The following is a 21267-nucleotide window of genomic DNA, read 5'->3' on the forward strand; positions in this document are numbered from 1 at the left end:
ATAAATATAATATCAAACCCGAGTGTATTTGTCAACATTGATTCTTCATTTTTCCTTATAATATGTTTTTTTCCCCATTTCCCTTGGAAAATATTCTTGTTCAACATAATGTCCAGGATAATCATGAGGATACTTATATCCAGTATTTCCCAAGTCTTCTGCACCTTTATAATGAGTATCACGAAGATGATAAGGAACTCTATATTGATGAATTTCAGCATCTGATATTGCTTTATCTACAGCTAAAAGTACAGAATTAGATTTTGGTGCCTTAGCAAGATATATTATAGCCTGAGCTATTGGAATTCTGGCTTCTGGCATTCCAACAGTTTCAAGAGCATTTGATGCAGCATGAGCAATGAGCATAGCTCTAGGGTCTGCCATTCCTATATCCTCTGAAGCATGGATTATTAATCTTCTAACAATAAATCTAGGATCTTCTCCTCCTGCTATCATTCTCCCAAACCAATATAGGGCAGCATCAGCATCAGATCCTCTAATACTTTTTATAAAAGCAGAAATAATATCATAATGATTATCTCCACTGGAGTCATAATTAACCACAGGTTTTTGTATACATTCTTTTATTGTTTCCTTATCTATGTAAATAATGCCGTCTTTATTCTTATTTGTAGATAATACTGCAAGTTCTAGCGTATTAAGACTATTCCTCGCATCTCCACCAGATAGTTCTGCTATAAGATCTAAACCACCTTTATCAATCTTTATGTTTAAGCTTCCATATCCTCTCTCTCTATCTTTTAAAGCATTTTCTAATATTTTAACAATCTGCTCTTTATTGAGAGACTCCAATTGAAATATCTTTGATCTGCTTAAAAGTGCCCTATTTATTTCAAAATAAGGATTTTCAGTAGTTGCACCAACTAAAATTACAGTTCCCTTTTCCACCGCGTCTAAAAGAGCATCCTGCTGAGAGCCTTTTTTAAGTGCATGAATTTCATCAATAAAGAATATTGTTCTTTTACCATACAACTTCAAAAGTTCTTCTGCTTTATTTATATAATCTCTTATTTCCTTAACGCCTGTAGATGTAGCATTCAATTTTACAAATTCGCTTTTAGTCTCTAAAGATATAATATGTGCTAATGTAGTTTTTCCAACTCCCGGCGGCCCATATAAGATTATGGATGTTAAGTTATCAGTTTCTATAAGCCTTCTTAACAACCTTCCTTTTCCAACTATACTATCCTGCCCAAAAAATTCATTTAAATTTCTAGGTCTCATTTTCTCAGCTAAAGGCCTTTTAACAGTATTATTTTTACTTAGTGCAAGATCAAATAAGTCCATCTTTACTCCTACCTTCTCGCATAAAATTTATATAATAAGTGTATAATTAGTATGGAATACAATCCGTATTAATAGATATTAACTATACTTTACACAAACGAATTTTATTATTAGTTCCTATAAATCTATATACTTTGGGTTAAAATCTATACATAGTATATATTCCTTACCATCTATATTTTTAAAAACAGAAGATATTGTTATACACAAGTTCCCAGTAGCTAAAGAAACATACGGTTCTGTAACATACTTATTTAATGCCATATTTCTAAGAAAATAGTAGTATTTCTTAAGAGAATGGTCTGTTCCTTTTTTAGCAGGATAAAATATCAATGCCTTCTGAAAAATCATATTTTTACAGTATGTAAAAGTGTTTGTAACCTGTATTCCGTTCTCATTCAATACGTATATGCATTCAAATACATCGCATCTATCTATAACTTTTTCTAACTCAGAATCGAATCCATTTTCACTGCTGTTGGATAGTTCTCCCAAAACCTCATTTATAATATTTTCATATAATCTGTATTTTCTTTTCTCTAAACTTGTCTTATCTATCATATAGGTTTTATATTCTATGGATAAACTTTTTAATCTTTCTTTTACTTTATATATAAGCTCTTCATCTATAGTAGTAGATATTCCAAAGTATCTTCCTTCTATCATATCTGCTCCTAATTCCATTACAGTTAAGGCTTCCTCTTTTGTTTTTATTCCATCTCCAATAACCAATGCTCCAATATTTTTAGATAAGTTTACTAGAGCCTTGAATATTTCTTGCTTATAATAATCTAAATCTATGTTATTTGTTATGGCGCCGCTTATTTTTATAATATCAGGTTCAACATAAGAAATCTTGTCTAAATTAGCTAGGCCATAACCTATGTCGCTTAAAGAAACTATAAATCCATGGCTCCTGTAAAAATTTATAAATTTTTTTATGCTTTCAACGTCTTCTATCCTATCTTCAACTATCTCTAAAACTACATTTTGTGGATTTACTTCAAATGAATTAATAAGCTCCATTATTATCCCTGAACCAATAAATCTTGTTATTATTGAGGCACTTATATTTAAGAATAATAACATCTCTCTATTTTCATAGTATATCTTCGAAAAACTTTCAACAGCTTTTTCTCTATAAAGCCTATCTAAATTAATCTTCATATCTTCACTTTCTGCAAGTTCTAATAATTTTTGCATAGAAATTTGTTTTCCATCTATAGTACAACCATTGCTTGAAACTTGAAATCCTATAATTGACTGTTTAATAACAGATACCACAGGTTCAAATTTAATCTCTAGCTTCTTATTTTTAATTATATCCTTTATATCAATTTGTTCTTTTATCAATACAAACACATCCTTTTAACATAATATGTTTCATGGAATATATTAATCTAATATATTATATCAAATTTATTCTATAGATATATAATATTTAAACAATTATTTTATATACAAGGCATTTTTATTGACATATAAAACTATATAGAATATACTTTGATTATCAAATATTTTGTTAGTCAAAGTATTTAGATCTTTTAAAGGAGTCGATATTATGAGTTTACCACCCTTAAAGTTAGGTGAATTGATAGCAAGAATTCCAATTATTCAAGGTGGCATGGGTATTGGAGTATCTGGTTCAAGTTTAGCTTCTGCTGTAGCAAATACTGGTGGAATAGGCATTATATCAGCGGTTCAAATAGGTTTTAAAGAAGATGATTTTGAAATAAATCCAAAACAAGCTAATATAAGAGCTTTGAAAAGTGAAATTAAAAGAGCTAGAGAATTAAGTCCTCATGGAATTTTAGGAGTAAATATTATGGTAGCCGCAAGTGATTATGAAGATTTAGTGAAAACGGCAGTAGAAGAAAATATAGACTTAATCATATGTGGGGCTGGTCTTCCTTCAACTCTACCTAAACTTATAAAAGGCTCTAAAACAAAAATCGCACCTATTGTATCCTCTGGAAGGGCAGCCCTAGTTATTTCAAAACTTTGGATTAGAAAATTTAATTATGTACCAGATTTAATAATTGTTGAAGGTCCTAATGCTGGAGGTCATCTCGGCTTTTCAAAAGAAGAATTAACTTTTGATAAACATTTAGATATTTCCTCCATAACAAAAGATGTATTAAAAGTAACTAAGAACTTAGAAAAAGAGTATGGTAAGCATATTCCTGTAGTTGCTGCTGGTGGAATTTTTGATGGAAAAGATATTGCAAACATGATAAAGCTAGGCGCTGAAGGTGTTCAAATGGCAACAAGATTTGTAGCTACAGAAGAGTGTGATGCTCACATTAATTTTAAAAAAGTCTATATTTCTGCATCAAAAGATGATATTGTTTTAATTAAAAGTCCAGTAGGTATGCCTGGAAGGGCAATAAACAATAAATTTGCACAATTTGTAAAAGATTCTTCTATTCCAGTAACTAGATGTTACAATTGCTTAAAGCCTTGCAATCCTAAAGAAACTCCTTACTGTATATCTAAAGCATTAATAAATGCTGTAAAAGGAGATATTGAAAACGGATTGTTTTTTTCAGGTTCAAATGCTTATAAAATAAATAAAATATGTACCGTCAAAGAATTGATTTGTGAACTAGTTGAAGAGGCTAATAAACTTCTTGATAAAAAAGCACCAAGCTGTTAATTTTAACAGCTTGGTGCTTTTTATATACTAATTGTCTTTATTAAAATTATATGGCAGCTATTGTATAAACTCTATCTTCCATTTATAATATCCTGTCTTCTCTTCTTTCTCATATCTAAAATATGCTGAAAAAACATTTCCTTTTTTACTCTTAAGATTTCTAAATCCTACTTTTCCATTCTTAAGCAGAATTTTAACCATTTCCTTAGTGACCTTTTTCCCAAAAGATTCTATATACTTATCATTCTTCCATACAACAAACTTACAACCATTCTTCCAGTTACTACAGCCAAAAGCTTTTGTACTTTCTATTACTGGATTTCCACAATTAGGACAACTTCCTAAACTTTCCACACCTTTTGGAAGCTGTACTTTAAAATTATTGATGGCGGATGTATCATTTTTTATAGCCTCTACTGCACTTATTGTGAAATCTTTAATCAATTTTAAGAAATCTTTTTTTTTAATTTTTCCTTTTTCTATATCTGATAGAGTTTTCTCTAGTCTGCCAGTATACTCTAAGTCCAAAAGGTCCTTCACAGGAAATATTTCAACAATAGTTTTCCCCAGTTCTGTGCAAGTAAGGCTTTTCCCTTTAGCTTGTATATATCCTATATCCTTCAATTTTTTAATGGTTTCTGCTCTCGTTGCTGGAGTACCTATGCTAAATCCACTTAATATAGATGCCATCATATCCTCCGAATCTTCTTCATCCTTGAAACTTTTTCCACAAGTCTCCATCACTCTTAATAAAGTTTTTTCTGTATGATGTTTTGGAGGTTTTCTGGTTACTGAATTTACTTTATTGCCTATTATATCAACCATGTCTTTTTCATTAACCATAGGAAGTATAGTATCCTTGGTATCTATATTTTCTACAGCTCGCCATCCTTCAATTATTTGAACCTTTCCTTTAGATACAAAAACGCCTTTCACTTCTTCATTGAAAACCTTAGTGGTGATCTTTGTTTCTTCAAACTCTGCAACAGGCATAAACTGCATTATAAATCTATTTTTTACTGCTTCATATACTATATGTTCATCTTTACTTAATCCTGTTGGTCTTATATATGTAGGTATTATAGCACTATGGCTTTCTACTTTAGAATTATCAAATACTCTTTTGCTTTTTATAAATTTAATATTATTTTCATAGGGTAGTCCTTTCTTCAAAACCTCTAATACTCTTTTCGCTCTTTCTTCTAAGCTTTCCTCTAAAGCGACACTTCCTGTTCTAGGATAAGTTATAAACTTTTTTTCATATAAAGATTGTGCAACTTTTAGTACTTTATCTGAAGTCCATCCTTTATATTTACTAGTAATATATCCCTGAAGGTTTGACAAGTTAAACAATAGAGGTGGATATTCCTTCTTTTTTTCTGTTTCCTTTGATACTATTTCACCTACTTTTTCCTCTAATATTTTGCTGATTCTATTAAGATAGTCTCTATCTTCAAATTTCTCTGAATAATTTTCATAATATATTCCTTGAAATTCATCATTATTTTTAGTTTTAAAACTTGCTGCTAATTTATAATAAGTTGTAGCCTTAAAATTTTCTATCTCTTTATCTCTATCATATATTATTTTAAGGGTTGGAAGTAATACCCTTCCTATATTAAGTATTTTATCTTCATTTAGCTTATATTTTAGTGTAGTTACAGAAGTTAAGTTAATTCCTATAATCCAATCTGCCAACTGTCTTCCCATTCCAGCATCTTGAAGGGGTTTCATTTCTTCATTAAGTTTTAATTGTTCCATTCCCTTTTTAACTTCTTCTGGAGTCCATTCATTTAACAACAATCTATATATAGGCTTTTTTTCTTGAAAATATAAAAATAATTCATCAGAAATTACTTGCCCCTCTCGATCATAGTCTGTTGCAGAAATGATTCCATCTACATCTTCCCTATCTATTAAGCTCTTGATTGTATTAATCTGTTTTTCTGCCCCTTTATCTGAAACATTCTTATTTCTGATATCTTGTTTTATCTTATATTTAAATTCCTGTGGTATAAATGGAAATTTATCAAGTCTCCAACTTTTCATACTTTCATCATAGTCTTTTGCATCAAATAATTGCAATAAATGTCCAAAAGCCCAGGTTATTAAATAATCACTTCCTTCAAAATATCCATCTTTTCTCGTTTTTATATTTAAAGCATCTGCAATATTTTTAGCAACAGAAGGCTTTTCAGCGATTATAACTTTTTTCAAAACATCAACTCCCAATATCTTTACATTGATTCGATAAGTACTAATTATAGAAGATTAAATTAATTTTATCAAGTTATCCAATCTATTCATTAGAAGTTTTTGTGAAATTTGCTTATAATAAATTTGATTATTCCTATGTTATAAATTAAAATAATCAAATACAAATACATTATTTTAGGGAGAGGACTATGAGAAACATAAAATTAACTATACAATATGATGGAACTAAATATAAGGGATGGCAAAAACTTGGAAATGAAAACAATACTATTCAAGGGAAGATAGAAAAAGTATTAACTAAAATTACTGGAGAAAATATAGAACTTATAGGTTCTGGAAGAACTGACGCAGGAGTTCATGCCTATAATCAAATAGCGAACTTCAAAACAAATAGCAATATATCTAATGAAAAGCTTCTAGAGGATTGCTACAAGTTTCTTCCTTTAGATATAGTTATAAAGAATGCAGAGGATGTTAACGACAGATTTCATGCTAGATATAATGCTCTTGAAAAAATATACACTTATAAAATATATAATGACAGCACTCATGATGTTTTTAAAAGAAAATATTCATATCATGTTAAAGAAGAATTGAATATTGAAAAAATGAGGGAAGCAGCTCTTGTTTTTATAGGTAGACATGACTTTAAGAGCTTTACTGCCCTAAAATCTAAAAAGAAGTCTACTATTAGAGAAATTTATTCCATTGATATAATAAAAAATAATGCTGATATAGATATAGTATTCAGAGGAAATGGATTTTTATATAAAATGGTAAGGATATTGACAGGAACACTAGTTGATGCAGGATTAGACAAAATAACTCCAGAGGATATAAAGAATATAATGGAACAAAAAGATCGCTCCATTGCTCCTCCTACCGCCCCTGCTCACGGATTGTTTTTGAGTGAAGTCATTTATTAAGAAAAATGCGCAGCATTTTTCTTAAGTTTAGAAGTGAAGGCGCCAATGTGCTAAGTTTAGTCACTTGGCCTAGGTGCACCTTCATTTAGCATATAATAATATCTTTTTATGCTGCTTTCAAGTTCACCTATACTTATAAATCTAGCTTTTCTAAGAACTTCTTTGCTTCCAATATAAAAAATTATTGCTGGTACTGTAAACACAGAAAATTCGCCAGAAGCCTCTGTAATCTCATCTATGTCTATTCTTCTGGAAATTATATTAGGATATCTGAATAGCATTTCTTCCAATTTAGGCAATAACGCATGACATACTGAACAATTTCCCGTTGAAATATATAATAAAGCTAATGAATTCTCCTTTATAAAACTTCTAGCTTCTTCTATAGAATTTAATTTATCCATATAATTCACTTCCTTAATTCTATTTTTTTATTATATCTTAAAATAATATTGCAATATAAAAAAATGGCAGTAAAAAAACTGCCATTCCTATAAAACATACCTAAACACCATGAAATAATGACAGAAGCTTCCTGCTAAAACGAACAAATGAAATATTTCATGAAAGCCGAAAATTTTTGATCTAAATTTAGGACGCTTTGTAGCATATATTAATGCACCTATAGTATAAAATATTCCTCCTAAAAAGAGATATACAAGTCCTTGTACTGCCATAGCTTTAGAAAGAGGTGAAACAATAAATACTGCAAGCCAGCCTAATAATACATAAAACATCGTTGATAGCCATCTTGGAGCATTAAACCATATCATTTTAAATGCAACTCCTAGCAATGCAAAACTCCATATGCCTATGAACATTCCCCATCTTAAATATCCTTGTAAAGATATTAAGCATATAGGAGTATAGGTTCCGGCTATTAAAATGTAAATCATAGAATGGTCAAGTTTTCTTAATGTCTTGATAACTTTATCAGAAGACTTTATTAAATGATATATTGTACTAGCTGTATAAAGAAGTATTAAACTCAATCCAAACATGGTTACTGCCACAAAAGCCAGAGGTGTAGCACTTGGAATTGTAGCTTCATATTTTATAAGCAAAATCATTCCAAAAATGGATGCTATGGCTCCAAATAGATGTGTTAATCCACTAACTGGTTCTCTAAATTTATTAATCATTCTTACCACTCCACTTCATAATATGTATATCCAACTTGTTGTAAAAGAAAATGTATAACGTAGTTTTTAATACTAAATCATCTTGTATTGTTATTTTACCACAATATCTTATAAATTATAACTTTTATATCTAGTTATTTTCACTAAATTTTTATCATATTACTAGAACTTTGTGGATTAACGTTAATTTTACTTGTATTATCTATTTATTCTTTCATATGACTAATGCTTTCATATGTAGTCTTAAATACTTTGTGTTGAAACAATAGTATACTTATGTTAAAATTTAATTAATTATATGGTTAGGAGTGCTTAAAATGGAATTAGATAAAAAAGAAATGAGCTCACTATTAGAAAAATTATTTTTATATGAAGATATAAATCTTTCAGATATTCCTGATTTAGATCTATATATGGATCAAGTTATAACCCTTTTCAATGACAAGTTATCTCATTTAAAGAGAAATGATGATGATAAAATACTTACAAAAACAATGATAAATAATTATACCAAAGCAAAAATACTAATACCTCCTAATAAAAAGAAATATACTAAAACCCATATTATTCTGCTTATTCTTATATATTATTTAAAGCAAAATCTTTCTATTAACGATATCTATTTGTTATTTAAAGATGTAATTGAAACTTTAAAATCTGATGAAGATGCATATTTAGAAATTCAAAAAATATACCAATCTTTCTTAAATATAAAAAAAGACCAAACTGATAAAATATATGAAAGTATATCCGAAAAAATGGATGTTATCCATAATAATACTCAAGAATTAAATCCATCGAATATAAAATCCGAACAAATGCTTATTACAGTATTGGCCTTAATAAATGAGGCAAATATTTTAAAACGCTTAGCTGAAAAGATTATTGATGATTTTTTTGCAAACTCTGACTTTAAATAGGTTATATTATAAACACAAAAAAGCTAAAAGTAAGAAAAGTGAAATCTTACTTTTAGCTTTTTCTTATAAAGATTTATAATTTGTTAAATTGTATATTGTCTTATCAAATTTATTATTTCATCTACCCCATTTTTTGCAGAACTTTTATTCATATTCTTAATATATACATCTTTTTCTTTAAACAGTTTATCTATGCTTTCTATGAGAGAATCTCCTGTGAGATTTTCCTCTTCAAGTACCATACTATATCCACTTTTCTCAAAAGATTTAGCATTTAATATCTGATCTCCTCTGCTAGCCTTTGCAGATAACGGTATAAGCAGATTAGGCTTTTTAAGTGCTAACAATTCAAAAATTACATTAGCACCTGCTCTTGATATAAACATGTCAGCTGCAGCCATTAGGTGAGGTAGTTCCTCACTCACATACTCAAACTGTTTGTAACCTTTTTTAGAATAAAGGCTCTCATCTAAGTTACCTTTTCCACATATATGAATTATATTGTATTGCTTTAAAAATACATCAATCTTTTCTCTCACAGCATCATTAATGACTTTAGAACCAAGACTGCCTCCTATTACCATAAGAATAGGTTTTTCATCATCAAAACTACATATTTGTCGTCCCTTTAGTTTACTTCCCTTAAGAATCTCTTCCCTTATAGGGGTACCTGTAACAACTCCTTTATTCCCTTTAATATGTTTTATTGATTCAGGAAAAGTTACACAAACCTTTGTAGAAAAAGGAACCGATATTTTATTTGCAAGTCCTGGTGTAATATCTGATTCGTGGATAATTACTGGTACTCTATTCAAATAGGCTCCAATTACCACTGGAACAGATACAAATCCTCCTTTTGAAAATACTACATTAGGCTTTTCATGTCTTATTATATTAAAAGCTTGAAAAACGCCCTTCAATACCTTAAATGGATCTGAAAGATTTTTTAGATCTACATATCTTCTTAACTTTCCACTTGAAATTATATGGTATTTCAATCCTTCTTCCTGTATAATTTTTCTTTCTATTCCCTTCTCCGTTCCTATATATTGGATTTCATATCCCAATTCTAAAAGCTTAGGTATAAGCGCCAGATTAGGAGTAACGTGACCAGCAGAACCTCCTCCAGTCATAATAATCTTATATTTTTTCAAGAAATCATCTCCTAACTCATTACTAAAAACCATAAAAAATTATATCCCAAAATAAATATATTTTAAATAATATAATTTTTGATTTTAAAACTTTCCTTATTAATTTTCTATTATAGATCATAGGTTGTCAACAAAAAATTACAGCACATCTCCATTTTTCTAGTATAAGTACAAACTTGAACTTGTACCTATAACCTACTAATATATTATTCTTAAAAAAGGTTAAGATACTAGTGTAACACAAATAAGCCATATAAAAAAGGAGGAATTTACGATGGCAAGAAGTAATAGAGCTCTAGTGCCTGAAGCTAGAGAAGGGCTAAATAGATTTAAAATGGAAGCTGCTAATGCAGTAGGAGTTCCTTTAAAGAATGGTTATAATGGAGACTTAACTGCAAGACAGGCAGGTTCAATTGGCGGACAAATGGTTAAAACTATGATAGAACAATATGAAAGAAACAATTTACAATAATTAAATAAAAAAATATAATATATTACACTTAAGGATAGGTAGAAAATCTGCCTATCCTCTTTAGTTAATATCTGAAAATTCCAAATCAACCTTATTAATTATATTAGATTCTTGCCTGTAAGAGCATATCTCATTTTCCCAATTTCCATGCTTAATATTAAATATAACAGTAAATTCGGTTCCTTCACCTAATTTGCTTTTTACGTTTATATCTCCTTTCATAAGTTCAACAAACTTTTTTACAAGAGACAATCCAAGTCCTGTGCCTTGAGAATTATTTGAAAGAGAATTTGATACTTGTACAAATCTATCAAATATATTTTGTAATTTTTCTTTTGGAATCCCTATTCCTTCATCTTTGACCTTAACCTTTATATAATTTTCCTCAATAATAGTAGTAATCATTACACTTTTACCTTCAGGAGTAAACTTGATAGCATTAGACAATAGATTTAGTATAATTTTTTCGTATTTATCCTTATCTAAATTTACTACAGCTTCCTCTTCTGTAGTATCAAAAATTAAATTTACTCCTTTGCTTTTAGCGTAAAAATTTGCTGAATCTACTATGTTTTCAGTTACAGAAACCACATCAAAAAAGGAATTTTCTACATTCAAAAATCCAGCTTCTGCTTTAGAAACATCTAATATATTATTTATAAGCTTTAATAATATTCTACAATTTTGATTAACTTTAGATAGTATTTTCTCTATATTTGAACTAATCTCTTTTCTATAAATGTCATTAGCTAATTGAACAGAACCTTGAATTATAGTAAGAGGTGTTCTTAGTTCATGAGAAATCATATTAAAAAATTCATCTTTGCTTTGAGCCATCCTTTCTAGTTCTTTTGTTTGTAATTCTAACTTTACTTCATTATTTTTTAATTCTGTTACATCTTTCATAGTTACTATTGTATTTATGATTCTCTTATTTTCATCTACCACTAAGTTACAATTTAATTCTACATACTTAAAATCATTTTTCAATTTATCTCTTAACTTTATTATAAAATTATGTATAGGATTTAAATTAAAGAAATGTGTATTATATAATTCTTGCAAACTTTTTTTGGTATCTTGAAAGTTGTTTTCATCTATATATTTAAAAAAATCTTGGACATTTTCTATTTGATTTAGAGTCAGGTTGCTCAGCTCAACAACTGATTTATTATAGAAATCCAAATTTCCATAACTATCAAAAACTATTAATCCTTCTGACATATTATGAACTACATTTTTTAAATGTAGTATATATTCTTTTTCTTTAACTCTTAATCTTTCTAAAATATCACACTTAGTTTTAGCTTCAGACCAAATATTCAGAAACTTATCTCTTTCTGCTTTTATTTTATTTTCTTCATTAATATAATCTGTAACATCATATATATATATTTCCAAAGTATCCTCTTTTGCGCTTATAAAAAAATCTAAGTATTTACCAGGAATTATATTTACCCTTCTTAATTTTTTACTAACTTTATTCTCAAAACATCCTTTTAAAGTATCTTTTATTTTATTAAAAACTGCAGCCTTTTCCATACTTTTTTCAAGCTCTTCATCTTGAAATCTAAATATTTTTAAAAATGCAGAGTTTGTATATTGAATAGAGAAGTCCAGCCCATTGAAAATTATTACACCAAAAGGTAGCTCGTTATATACTTCATACATATTCAACTTACCTCCAAAGATAATATGCTACATATGAATATATTCTACATGATAAATCTTTTTCCTTCTTTTTCCATAAATTTTTAATGCAAATAAAAACTCTTCGTGAAATTTTAAACGAAGAGCTTTACTTTATATTGAAAGTCTAAAATCTTTTATTCTAAGCTGCCTGTTTCTATATCCATTAAATTCATTTATGATAGGATAAAAAATTATATCTAATTTTAATCCTGATGGATTGCTTATTATTTTTTCAAATTTATCACCATATTTTTGTTTTATCATTTCCTTAAATTCATTTGCTCTATTAAAAGCTACAGCATCAATTTTTTCCTTATTGTTAACCAAGCAGCTTAATTTTAGTGTATTTTGATCTTTCCCTAAAAATTTTATTTCAGAAATAAGTATCCCTTTTTCAGCAAATAAAGGTGCAGAATTTCCCTTCCCAAATGGCTCCAAATCCTCCAAGCTATTGATCAATTCCTCATTAACAAATCCTAATGGAATTCTTTTGTCTATTTTAATTTTAGGTGTTATATCTTCCTTAGTAAGCTTACAGTTTTCATTTAGTCTTTTTCTAAGTGTAGGTATATTTTCTTCCTTAATAGATAGTCCAGCAGCCATAGGGTGTCCTCCAAACTTATCCATTAAATCCTTACATTTTACAAGTTCCTCAAATAAATTGTACTCCTCTATTGAACGTCCAGAGCCCTTGGGCATTTCTTTTCCTTTTGTTAATATTATAGTTGGTAAATTAAATTTTTCTTTTATCTTTCCTGCAACAATTCCTGCAATACTCTCGTGAATGTCTTCTTTATATATGACTAATACCTTATCATTTTTCAAATCAGAATTTTGTATAATCTGTATAATATCATCTACATTTTTCATTGTCATATCTTGTCTTGTCTTATTCAATTCGTATAAAGTATTAGCAAGCTCTTTTGCTCTATCTATGTCATTTGTAGTAAACAATTCTACAGATAGAGCAGCTGTATCCAATCTTCCTGTAGCATTAATACATGGACCAATCATAAAACCTATATTATAAGATTTAATTTCCTTATTCTTTATACCCAAAACCTCCATAAGTGCTTTCAACCCTAGGTTTTCAGTACTTTTTATCATTTCTAAAGATTTTTTTGCTATGATTCTATTTTCTCCTATTAAATCCACTACATCGCATATAGTTCCTATCCCAGCTATCTCTATAAACTTATAAGCTTCTTTCTCCTCTAAGCCTAATTTTAAATATAAGGCTTGTATAAACTTAAAGGCTATACCTGCACCACATAAAAATTTAAAAGGATAAGAGCAATCGTATCTTTTAGGATTTATAATAGCATCTGCCTCAGGCATAATATACTCTCTTCCCTCTTCTGTCTCTACAAAAGGTAACTCGTGATGGTCTGTAACTACTACCTGCATTCCTAGCTCCTTTCCAAGTTTAACCTCTTCTACAGCACTAATTCCATTATCACAAGTTAATATAACCTCTGCTCCTTCTTCTTTAAGTATTTTAATTCTACCTTTGGACATTCCGTAGCCTTCAGCTTCCCTATCTGGAATATAATACTCTACATTAGCATTTAGTTTTAAAAGTCCCTTATAAAGAATGGTTGTGCTTGTGACTCCATCCGCGTCATAATCTCCATAAATAATAATTTTCTTACCTTCATCTATAGCATCTAATATTATATCTGTACCTAGATCCATGTCCTTCATAAGAAATGGATTATGTAAATCATCTAAAGATGCACTCATAAACTTTTTTACTTCTTCAGCACCTTGAATTTTTCTACCTGCTAGTATTTTGGCAACTATATTGCTTACACCAGCTTCCTTAGCTAGCTTATTTACATCACATTTTGTTACTCTAAGTCTCCATTCTGCTTTCACCTTCATCACCTTCTCACAAGTTATTATATCATAACTTCCATGGATTTTGTGGTATAATCTTCTTTGGAGGTGCTTATAATGGATGCTTTATTATTTGGAATATCAGGTCTTCCTAATGGTGATGGTACAAAAAAATTCACTTACAAATCTGGAATTGAATATTTAAAAGAACTAGGCTTGGACGCAATGGAACTTCCCTTTGTTCGTTCTGTTAATATTACTGACAAAAATAAGAATCAAGTTCTAGATGCTAAGGTAAAGAATAATTTTTATCTTTCTGCTCATGGCTCTTACTTTATTAACTTAAATGCAGATGAAGAAGAAAAAATAGATAAGTCTATTGAAAGAATAATAAAGGGAGCTGAAGGATTAAAAAAAGTAGAAGGGAAAAGTTTAATTTTCCATCCCGGATTTTACCTTAAAGATAGCAAGGAGGAGACCCTTAACACTATAAAAGAAAATCTTCTAAGATTGCCAGACTTAGGCGTAGACTATAGGCTTGAAACTACAGGAAAAGGGACACAATTTGGTTCCCTAGAAGAAAATGTAGCACTTTGCAAATCTGTACCAACCTGTAAGTTGTGTATAGACTTTTCTCATCTCCATGCTAGGTATAACGGTTCATTAAAAAGCTATGATAATTTTGCTAAAATCTTATACTATGTTGGAAATGAACTAGGAGAAAAAAGCCTAAAAGATATGCATATACATATATCTGGAATCAATTATGGAGCTAAAGGTGAAAAAAAACATCTCCCTTTTGAGGAAAGTGATTTCAACTATAAAGATTGTCTTAAAGCTTTTCGCAAATTCGATGTTAAAGGTTGTATCATATGTGAAAGTCCTATATTAGAAAAAGATGCGTTACTTCTTAAAAAGTACTATGAATCACTTTAACATAGGAGCAGCAGGATTCTTACTTCCTGCTACTTCTATGTTTTGATCGTCTATAGGCATTAAAAAGGCAAGTTCTTTTATAACTTGCCTTTTTAATGTATGTACTGGTGAAAACCTATTATTCTTCAACTTCTATTTTATTATCTTCTAAGTTTTCTTGTACTATTACTTTTATATCTTGAATTTCTCTCAAGATCTTCTCTAGTAATTCTAATTCTTTGTTTTCCATGGCTACTTTCTCCCCCCATCCTCCATTAATGACTAATTTATAAATTAATTATAGTATCAAATAATACTTTTTTATATAGTGGTATGGAGGGAATTGAGTAAAAATTATGTATAATAAATGTACAATATTGCGTACTTTAACCTTTAGCTGGTATAATTATCTCAATTATACTAACTAATTATAGCATATATAAGGAGAGATACAATGACTAAAAAAACTTTTAAAGGCAGTGCTATGCTGAATCCAGTCCCATCCGTACTTATCACTTCTAAAAGCAAAGAAGGAAAGGTTAACGTATTCACCGTAGGATGGATAGGAACTGCTTGTACTAAACCTTCAATGATAAGTGTTGCCATAAGACCTGAAAGATTATCTTATGAATATATAAAAGAAACCTCTGAATTTGTAGTTAATCTTCCTTCTAAAAGTCTGGTTAAAGCAGTAGATTTTTGTGGAGTTAGGTCTGGAAGAAATTTAGATAAAGTAAAAAAACTTAATTTTACGTTAAGAGAGAGTGAAAATATTTCTGTTCCCTACATAGATGAGTGTCCCATTTGTCTTGAATGCAAACTAAAAAGTGTCATTCCTTTAGGCTCCCATGATTTATTTTTGGCTGAAGTTTTATCTGTCCATGTTGAAGAAGATTTGATAGACGAAAAAGATAAAATTCATTTTGATAAGGCCGAACTTATTTGCTATTCTCACGGAGAATATTTTGCTCTTTCTAAAAATGCCTTAGGCAGCTTTGGATATTCAGTGAGAAAGAAAAAGAAAAAAGGAAAATGAGAACAGTGAGTAATATCTCCTGTTCTCATTTTTTAAATTTAAGCTTCTTCAATGCTTAGTACATCATAGCCTGCATCTTCTACAGCTGATATCATCTTTGAATCTTCTAAACTTTCACCCTCAACTACAGCAAATTTTTTATCTAAATTAACTTCAACATTCTTTACTCCTTCAACTTCCATAAGAGCATTTTTTACATGCATAACGCAATGATTGCAAGACATTCCGTCAATATTTAATCTTTTTTTCATAATTAAACTCCTCCTTATATTGTATATCTATTTAAATATTTTTAACTTTTTATACATTAGGCTTAAATCCTTTCAACCTTAAAGCATTTGTAAGAACAGATACTGAACTTAAACTCATAGCCCCAGCTGCTATCATAGGATTTAATCTTGGTCCTCCAAAGAGTACTAGGATTCCTGCAGCTATAGGTATTCCAAGAGTATTATACCCAAATGCCCAGAAAAGATTTTGTTTAATATTTCTTATAGTCGCTTTGCTTAACTGAATTGCAGTTACCACATCTAGAATATCATTTTTCATAAGGACTATATCTGCAGATTCTATAGCTACATCTGTACCAGAACCTATAGCAATTCCTACATCAGCTTGAACAAGAGCTGGAGCATCATTTATCCCATCTCCTACCATAGCAACTATATCTCCATTTTCTTGAATCCTCTTTACATTTTCAGCCTTATCTTCTGGCATAACTTCTGCTAAAACCTCATCTATACCAGCCTTTTTAGCAATAGCCTCTGCTGTTCTTTTATTATCCCCTGTAATCATTACAGTTCTAATTCCCATTTCATGAAGTTTTTTAATAGCCCTTGTGCTATTTTCTTTTAGCACATCAGCTACTGCAATCAAGCCGTGTAATTGTCCTTCAATGCTTACATACATTAGAGTTTTTCCTTCATTTGCTAACTCTATTGAAGGTTTTTCTAGTTCTTTTAAGTACATATTTCTCTCTACCATTAACTTCTTATTTCCTATTAAAACTTTTTTATTATCTACATCTACTTCTATTCCTTTACCGGGTATAGCCTTAAAAGAAGTTGTATTTAAAGCTCTTAGATTTTTTTCCTCTGCATATCTTACTATGGACTCTCCTAATGGATGTTCTGAACCTTTTTCTGCAGAAGCTGCAATTTGAAGTAAGTAATCTTCCTTTAAACCATTTAATGAAATTATATCAGTAACCTGAGGTCTTCCTTCTGTTATGGTACCAGTTTTATCGAAAACCACTGTTTTTATCTTATGAGCTGTTTCTAAAGCTTCTCCACCCTTTATAAGAACTCCATTTTCTGCTCCTTTACCAGAACCAACCATAATAGCTGTTGGTGTTGCTAAGCCTAAGGCACAAGGGCAGGCTATTACGAGAACAGATATAAATATTGTAAGAGAAAAAATTGTTCCTCTACCTGCAATATACCAGCTCAAACCTGATGTTATAGCGAGTACTATTACAACTGGTACAAAATACCCAGATATAACATCTGCAAGTCTTGCTATAGGTGCCTTAGATCCTTGAGCATTTTCAACCATTTTTATTATTTGAGAAAGAACTGTATCCTTTCCTACTTTGTTTGCCTTAAATTTAATAAGACCATTTTTATTTATAGTAGCTCCAAATACCTGATCATTTACATTCTTATCCACAGGAATGCTCTCACCTGTAAGCATAGATTCGTCTACCGTGGAAGTACCTTCTATTATGACTCCATCCACCGGTATTCTTTCACCTGGCTTAACTATTATTATATCCCCTACTTCTACTTCTTCTATAGGTATTTCAACTTCTTTTCCATCTTGAATTATTAAAGCATTTTTAGGAGCAAGCCCCATAAGTTTTTTAATTGTATCTGAAGTTTTACCCTTTGTTTTAGCTTCTAAATATTTTCCCATGAGTATTAATGTTATTATAGTAGCCGCAGATTCATAATATAAGTCCATAGAATATTGTTCATATCCTTTACTTATTTGATAGGTTGCAAATATTCCATATAGCACTGCTGCACTAGTTCCTATAGCTATTAAAGAATCCATATTAGGGCTTCCTTTGAATAATGTTTTAAATCCTACCCTATAAAATCTTCTTCCAGCAATCAATGATGGAATAACTAAAACAATCTGAATCAAAGCAAAGTTTAAAGGATTATGCATAGGATCTATAATCATTGGAAGATGCATACCTGCCATATGGCCCATAGTTATAGTTAAAAGTGGTACAGTAAATACAGCAGACACTATGAAGTTAGTCCAAATTTCTTTTATTTCTTTTTCTTTTCTCTCTCTATCTGAATCTATTGAGGTTTCTTCTTCTAAAGCCTTATACCCTGCCTTTGTTATAGCTTCTTTTATCTTAGAAAGCCTAATCTTAGATGGATCGTATTGAATATAAAGCTTTTCTGAAGCAAAATTTACTTCTGATTTCTCTACTCCATCCAACTTTTTAGTAGCTCTCTCTACTGCTTTTGCACAGGCTGAACAGGTCATCCCCCCAATACCTATATTTACTTCTTTAAGTTCTTTTTCTTCTTCTGCTGAATATCCTGCTTTTTCAATAGCATTTATTATATTTTCTAAAGATGTAGATGTCTCGTCATACTTTACAAGAAGTTTTTCTGTTGCAAGATTTACATTTGCTTCACTTACTCCCTCTGTCTTTTTAGATGCTCTCTCAACAGCCCTAGCACAAGCTGCACAGGTCATTCCCTTTATATTAAGAGTTTTTTCCATTAAAACCACCTCCTTATTACTTCATTAATTTATCCAATACAGATATTATCTCTTCAACTTTTTCTTCTCCTTGATTATGCAAAAAAGCATCTTTAACACAATGATTTAGATGCTGCTTCAAAATCATTGTATTAGCTTTTTTAAGCAAAGCTTGAGAAGCAATTATTTGGTTTGAAATATCTATACAATATCTACCTTCTTCTATCATTTTTAATATTCCATCTATCTGTCCTTTAGCAGTTTTTAAATATTGTTCTGCTTTTTTCTTTTCTAAATTCATTTTGAACCTCCCCTCACCCCGGTGGTGTTATTTTATAATTATATTAATCTATATAGCCCCATAAGTCAATATTATTTTGTCCATAAAAATAAAAACTATGTTTACAAAATTTATATTTATTAATTCTGCAAACACAGCCTGTTTTTTATAACTTGGAAAGTAGTAAAATTACCATGCACTTTCTTTATACAAAATCAATATTCTATTCTGGTCTTAATATTTGTATTGTTGGATCCTTCAACACTTTATTTACTACATTTAATATTTTTTCTTCATTTATATCTCCAATAATTTCCTGGGAAATTATGCTATAAAAATTATACATAATTTCGTCTGTAGTAACTTTTTTGCAAAGTTCAATGGATCGCTCTATGCTCAATTCTTCTTTAAGTTGTATATTCCTTGTTATCTTATTTATAGTCTCTTTAGTAAAAATTCCTTTTGAAAATTTTATTTTTTCAATATTTTGGTTTATAAGTTCTATGGATTTATTTATATTTTTTTCTGAAGTTCCAAGTTTAATAATAAAGAGTTTTATGCCTTTCTCATTTTTTATACTGCTTGATATATCATAAACTAGACCATTTTTAGTTCTTACTTCATCATAAAGAATACTGCTTGTCCCATCTCCAAATTTAGAATTAAATACTTTAAGCAAGTTTATTTCTTCTTCATTTAAAAAATGTATAGGAAAACAATATTGTATTTTTGCTCCATTCAGGTCTTTTCTTATCTTATTAAAAATTCCTTTATTATTTATTTCATATAAACTTTTTTTATGATAGTTATATTCTTTTTCCCATTTACCGAAGTACTTATCTATTATTCTAATTATTTCTTCATACTCCATAGAAGAAGCTACAGTAATTACGCAGTTCAATGGTGCATAATGCTTATCATAAAATCTCTTTATATCCTCTAAGGTTATAGCTTTTATGCTCTCCACTTTACCTATAATAAGTTCTTTTATTCTCCTTTTATTAAAGGCGTTAAAAAAGAGTTCATCTTCACAATCTTGATATGGATCGTCCTTCCATTCTTTTAGCTCTTCTAAGATTATATCCATTTCTTCTTTAAATCCTTCCTTTGGAAAAATAGGATTTAAAATAATATCAGAATATAGTTCAAACCCTTTCTCAAAATCAGACGTGAGAGTAGTTCCATAGTATATAGCGTAAGGATAATTAGTCATAGCATTATGAAATCCAAAAACTTCATCACATTCTATATTTATTTCATTTTCATTTCTTTTTTTAGTTCCCTTAAAAAGCATGTGCTCTACTGCATGAGCAAGACCTATTTCTCCTTCTTCTTCAACTAAAGCTCCAGCATTAAAACCTATACAAAATGAAGATAGGTTTCCCTCTCTCTTGACATAATTTACTTTGATTCCATTACTAAATACATGTTTTTTCATACAGATTACCTCCAAGGCCTATTTTACTATACTTTTTTCCCTTTAGAAATGTTTCTAATTTTTTTTACAATTATGATATAATTTTATGGATAGATTGGAGGAATAGGAATGACTTTAAAAAGCATAAAGACGCATAAAACACTTATTGAACTGGTTAAATATGGACTAATTGGCGGCAGCAATGTACTTATAAATCTAATAATACTCAATGTTCTATCTTATTTAACTGGAATATATTCTGGTCCTACAATGTACATATTTTATGGAATATCTTTTATAGTTTACTCCATTAATGGATACTTTTGGAATAAAAAATTTACTTTTTCCTCTAATAATGGTTCTTATTTTAAATATGCTTCAATTTTAGGAATATCTACTTTTTTAAATTCAACACTTTGTACAATATTTACCACCTTTAATATATTCAACTTCCAAGAAATATTATGGATGAATATTTCAATAATCCTGTCTTCTATAACTGTTGGCATATTAACTTTTATACTAAATAAATGCTTTGTATTTAGAAATAGAACCGAGTAGAGGCA

Annotated in this window: 20 protein-coding genes; 7 read left to right on the plus strand and 13 right to left on the minus strand. The window is 29.5% G+C overall.

Annotated features, from left to right (window positions below):
• Positions 1–45 precede the first annotated feature (45 nt).
• Both ACFWTK_RS02775 and ACFWTK_RS02780 read right to left on the minus strand, forming a co-directional pair.
• Complete coding sequence (locus tag ACFWTK_RS02775; RefSeq protein WP_415874606.1) at positions 46–1308, minus strand: replication-associated recombination protein A; 1263 nt, start codon at positions 1306–1308, stop codon at positions 46–48.
• Between the two features lie 117 nt (positions 1309–1425).
• The gene (locus ACFWTK_RS02780; protein ID WP_415874607.1) at positions 1426–2670 is read right to left on the minus strand and encodes an EAL domain-containing protein; all 1245 of its coding nucleotides are present in this window, start codon (positions 2668–2670) and stop codon (positions 1426–1428) included.
• Positions 2671–2869: 199 nt separating this feature from the next.
• Between ACFWTK_RS02780 and ACFWTK_RS02785 the strand changes: the two genes are divergently transcribed.
• Positions 2870–3964 (plus strand): NAD(P)H-dependent flavin oxidoreductase, encoded by a 1095-nt coding sequence (locus ACFWTK_RS02785; protein WP_415874608.1) that lies wholly within the window; start codon positions 2870–2872, stop codon positions 3962–3964.
• Between the two features lie 57 nt (positions 3965–4021).
• Here ACFWTK_RS02785 and ACFWTK_RS02790 read toward each other — a convergent pair whose 3' ends face one another.
• On the minus strand, positions 4022–6181 hold the full coding sequence (locus ACFWTK_RS02790) for a type IA DNA topoisomerase (protein WP_415874609.1): 2160 nt from the start codon (positions 6179–6181) through the stop codon (positions 4022–4024).
• Positions 6182–6369: 188 nt separating this feature from the next.
• Between ACFWTK_RS02790 and truA the strand changes: the two genes are divergently transcribed.
• Positions 6370–7107 (plus strand): tRNA pseudouridine(38-40) synthase TruA, encoded by a 738-nt coding sequence (gene truA, locus ACFWTK_RS02795; protein ID WP_415874610.1) that lies wholly within the window; start codon positions 6370–6372, stop codon positions 7105–7107.
• A 56-nt stretch (positions 7108–7163) separates the two neighbouring features.
• Here the strand turns inward: truA and ACFWTK_RS02800 are convergent, their stop codons facing one another.
• Both ACFWTK_RS02800 and trhA read right to left on the minus strand, forming a co-directional pair.
• A complete protein-coding gene (locus ACFWTK_RS02800) occupies positions 7164–7511 on the minus strand; it encodes a thioredoxin family protein (protein WP_415874611.1) in 348 nt (115 codons plus the stop codon).
• A gap of 87 nt (positions 7512–7598) precedes the next feature.
• Complete coding sequence (gene trhA, locus ACFWTK_RS02805) at positions 7599–8249, minus strand: PAQR family membrane homeostasis protein TrhA (protein ID WP_415874612.1); 651 nt, start codon at positions 8247–8249, stop codon at positions 7599–7601.
• Between the two features lie 317 nt (positions 8250–8566).
• Here trhA and ACFWTK_RS02810 point away from each other — a divergent pair, with 317 nt between their 5' ends.
• Complete coding sequence (locus tag ACFWTK_RS02810; RefSeq protein ID WP_415874613.1) at positions 8567–9169, plus strand: DUF1836 domain-containing protein; 603 nt, start codon at positions 8567–8569, stop codon at positions 9167–9169.
• Between the two features lie 83 nt (positions 9170–9252).
• Here ACFWTK_RS02810 and ACFWTK_RS02815 read toward each other — a convergent pair whose 3' ends face one another.
• The gene (locus ACFWTK_RS02815; RefSeq protein ID WP_415874614.1) at positions 9253–10323 is read right to left on the minus strand and encodes an undecaprenyldiphospho-muramoylpentapeptide beta-N-acetylglucosaminyltransferase; all 1071 of its coding nucleotides are present in this window, start codon (positions 10321–10323) and stop codon (positions 9253–9255) included.
• A gap of 274 nt (positions 10324–10597) precedes the next feature.
• Here ACFWTK_RS02815 and ACFWTK_RS02820 point away from each other — a divergent pair, with 274 nt between their 5' ends.
• Positions 10598–10795, plus strand: coding sequence for an alpha/beta-type small acid-soluble spore protein (locus ACFWTK_RS02820; RefSeq protein ID WP_415874615.1), 198 nt, complete (start codon positions 10598–10600; stop codon positions 10793–10795).
• A 60-nt stretch (positions 10796–10855) separates the two neighbouring features.
• Here the strand turns inward: ACFWTK_RS02820 and ACFWTK_RS02825 are convergent, their stop codons facing one another.
• Positions 10856–12466: a PAS domain-containing sensor histidine kinase gene (locus ACFWTK_RS02825; protein ID WP_415874616.1), complete on the minus strand. Its 1611-nt coding sequence runs from the start codon at positions 12464–12466 to the stop codon at positions 10856–10858.
• A gap of 132 nt (positions 12467–12598) precedes the next feature.
• On the minus strand, positions 12599–14371 hold the full coding sequence (gene recJ, locus ACFWTK_RS02830; protein ID WP_415874684.1) for a single-stranded-DNA-specific exonuclease RecJ: 1773 nt from the start codon (positions 14369–14371) through the stop codon (positions 12599–12601).
• Between the two features lie 72 nt (positions 14372–14443).
• Here recJ and ACFWTK_RS02835 point away from each other — a divergent pair, with 72 nt between their 5' ends.
• On the plus strand, positions 14444–15262 hold the full coding sequence (locus ACFWTK_RS02835; protein WP_415874617.1) for a TIM barrel protein: 819 nt from the start codon (positions 14444–14446) through the stop codon (positions 15260–15262).
• Here ACFWTK_RS02835 and ACFWTK_RS02840 read toward each other — a convergent pair.
• Positions 15254–15391: a hypothetical protein gene (locus tag ACFWTK_RS02840; RefSeq protein WP_415874618.1), complete on the minus strand. Its 138-nt coding sequence runs from the start codon at positions 15389–15391 to the stop codon at positions 15254–15256. The two genes, ACFWTK_RS02835 and ACFWTK_RS02840, sit on opposite strands and share 9 nt — an antisense overlap.
• A gap of 304 nt (positions 15392–15695) precedes the next feature.
• Between ACFWTK_RS02840 and ACFWTK_RS02845 the strand changes: the two genes are divergently transcribed.
• Positions 15696–16277 carry a flavin reductase family protein gene (locus tag ACFWTK_RS02845; RefSeq protein WP_415874619.1) on the plus strand — a complete coding sequence of 194 codons (582 nt, stop codon included), beginning with the start codon at positions 15696–15698 and terminating at the stop codon, positions 16275–16277.
• 38 nt (positions 16278–16315) lie between these two features.
• On the opposite strand, the gene ACFWTK_RS02850 is transcribed toward ACFWTK_RS02845, so the two are convergent.
• From ACFWTK_RS02850 to ACFWTK_RS02865, 4 genes are all read right to left on the minus strand, one after another.
• Positions 16316–16528 carry a CopZ family metallochaperone gene (locus ACFWTK_RS02850; RefSeq protein ID WP_415874620.1) on the minus strand — a complete coding sequence of 71 codons (213 nt, stop codon included), beginning with the start codon at positions 16526–16528 and terminating at the stop codon, positions 16316–16318.
• A 49-nt stretch (positions 16529–16577) separates the two neighbouring features.
• On the minus strand, positions 16578–19025 hold the full coding sequence (locus tag ACFWTK_RS02855) for a heavy metal translocating P-type ATPase (RefSeq protein WP_415874621.1): 2448 nt from the start codon (positions 19023–19025) through the stop codon (positions 16578–16580).
• Positions 19026–19041: 16 nt separating this feature from the next.
• Positions 19042–19305: a metal-sensing transcriptional repressor gene (locus ACFWTK_RS02860; RefSeq protein ID WP_415874622.1), complete on the minus strand. Its 264-nt coding sequence runs from the start codon at positions 19303–19305 to the stop codon at positions 19042–19044.
• A gap of 202 nt (positions 19306–19507) precedes the next feature.
• Positions 19508–20722 (minus strand): M16 family metallopeptidase, encoded by a 1215-nt coding sequence (locus tag ACFWTK_RS02865; RefSeq protein WP_415874623.1) that lies wholly within the window; start codon positions 20720–20722, stop codon positions 19508–19510.
• A gap of 108 nt (positions 20723–20830) precedes the next feature.
• On the opposite strand from ACFWTK_RS02865, the gene ACFWTK_RS02870 reads away from it, so the two are divergent.
• Positions 20831–21262: a GtrA family protein gene (locus ACFWTK_RS02870; protein ID WP_415874624.1), complete on the plus strand. Its 432-nt coding sequence runs from the start codon at positions 20831–20833 to the stop codon at positions 21260–21262.
• Positions 21263–21267: the final 5 nt, after the last annotated feature.

Source organism: Clostridium sp. (assembly GCF_047777555.1).
Taxonomy (GTDB): domain Bacteria; phylum Bacillota; class Clostridia; order Clostridiales; family Clostridiaceae; genus Clostridium_H.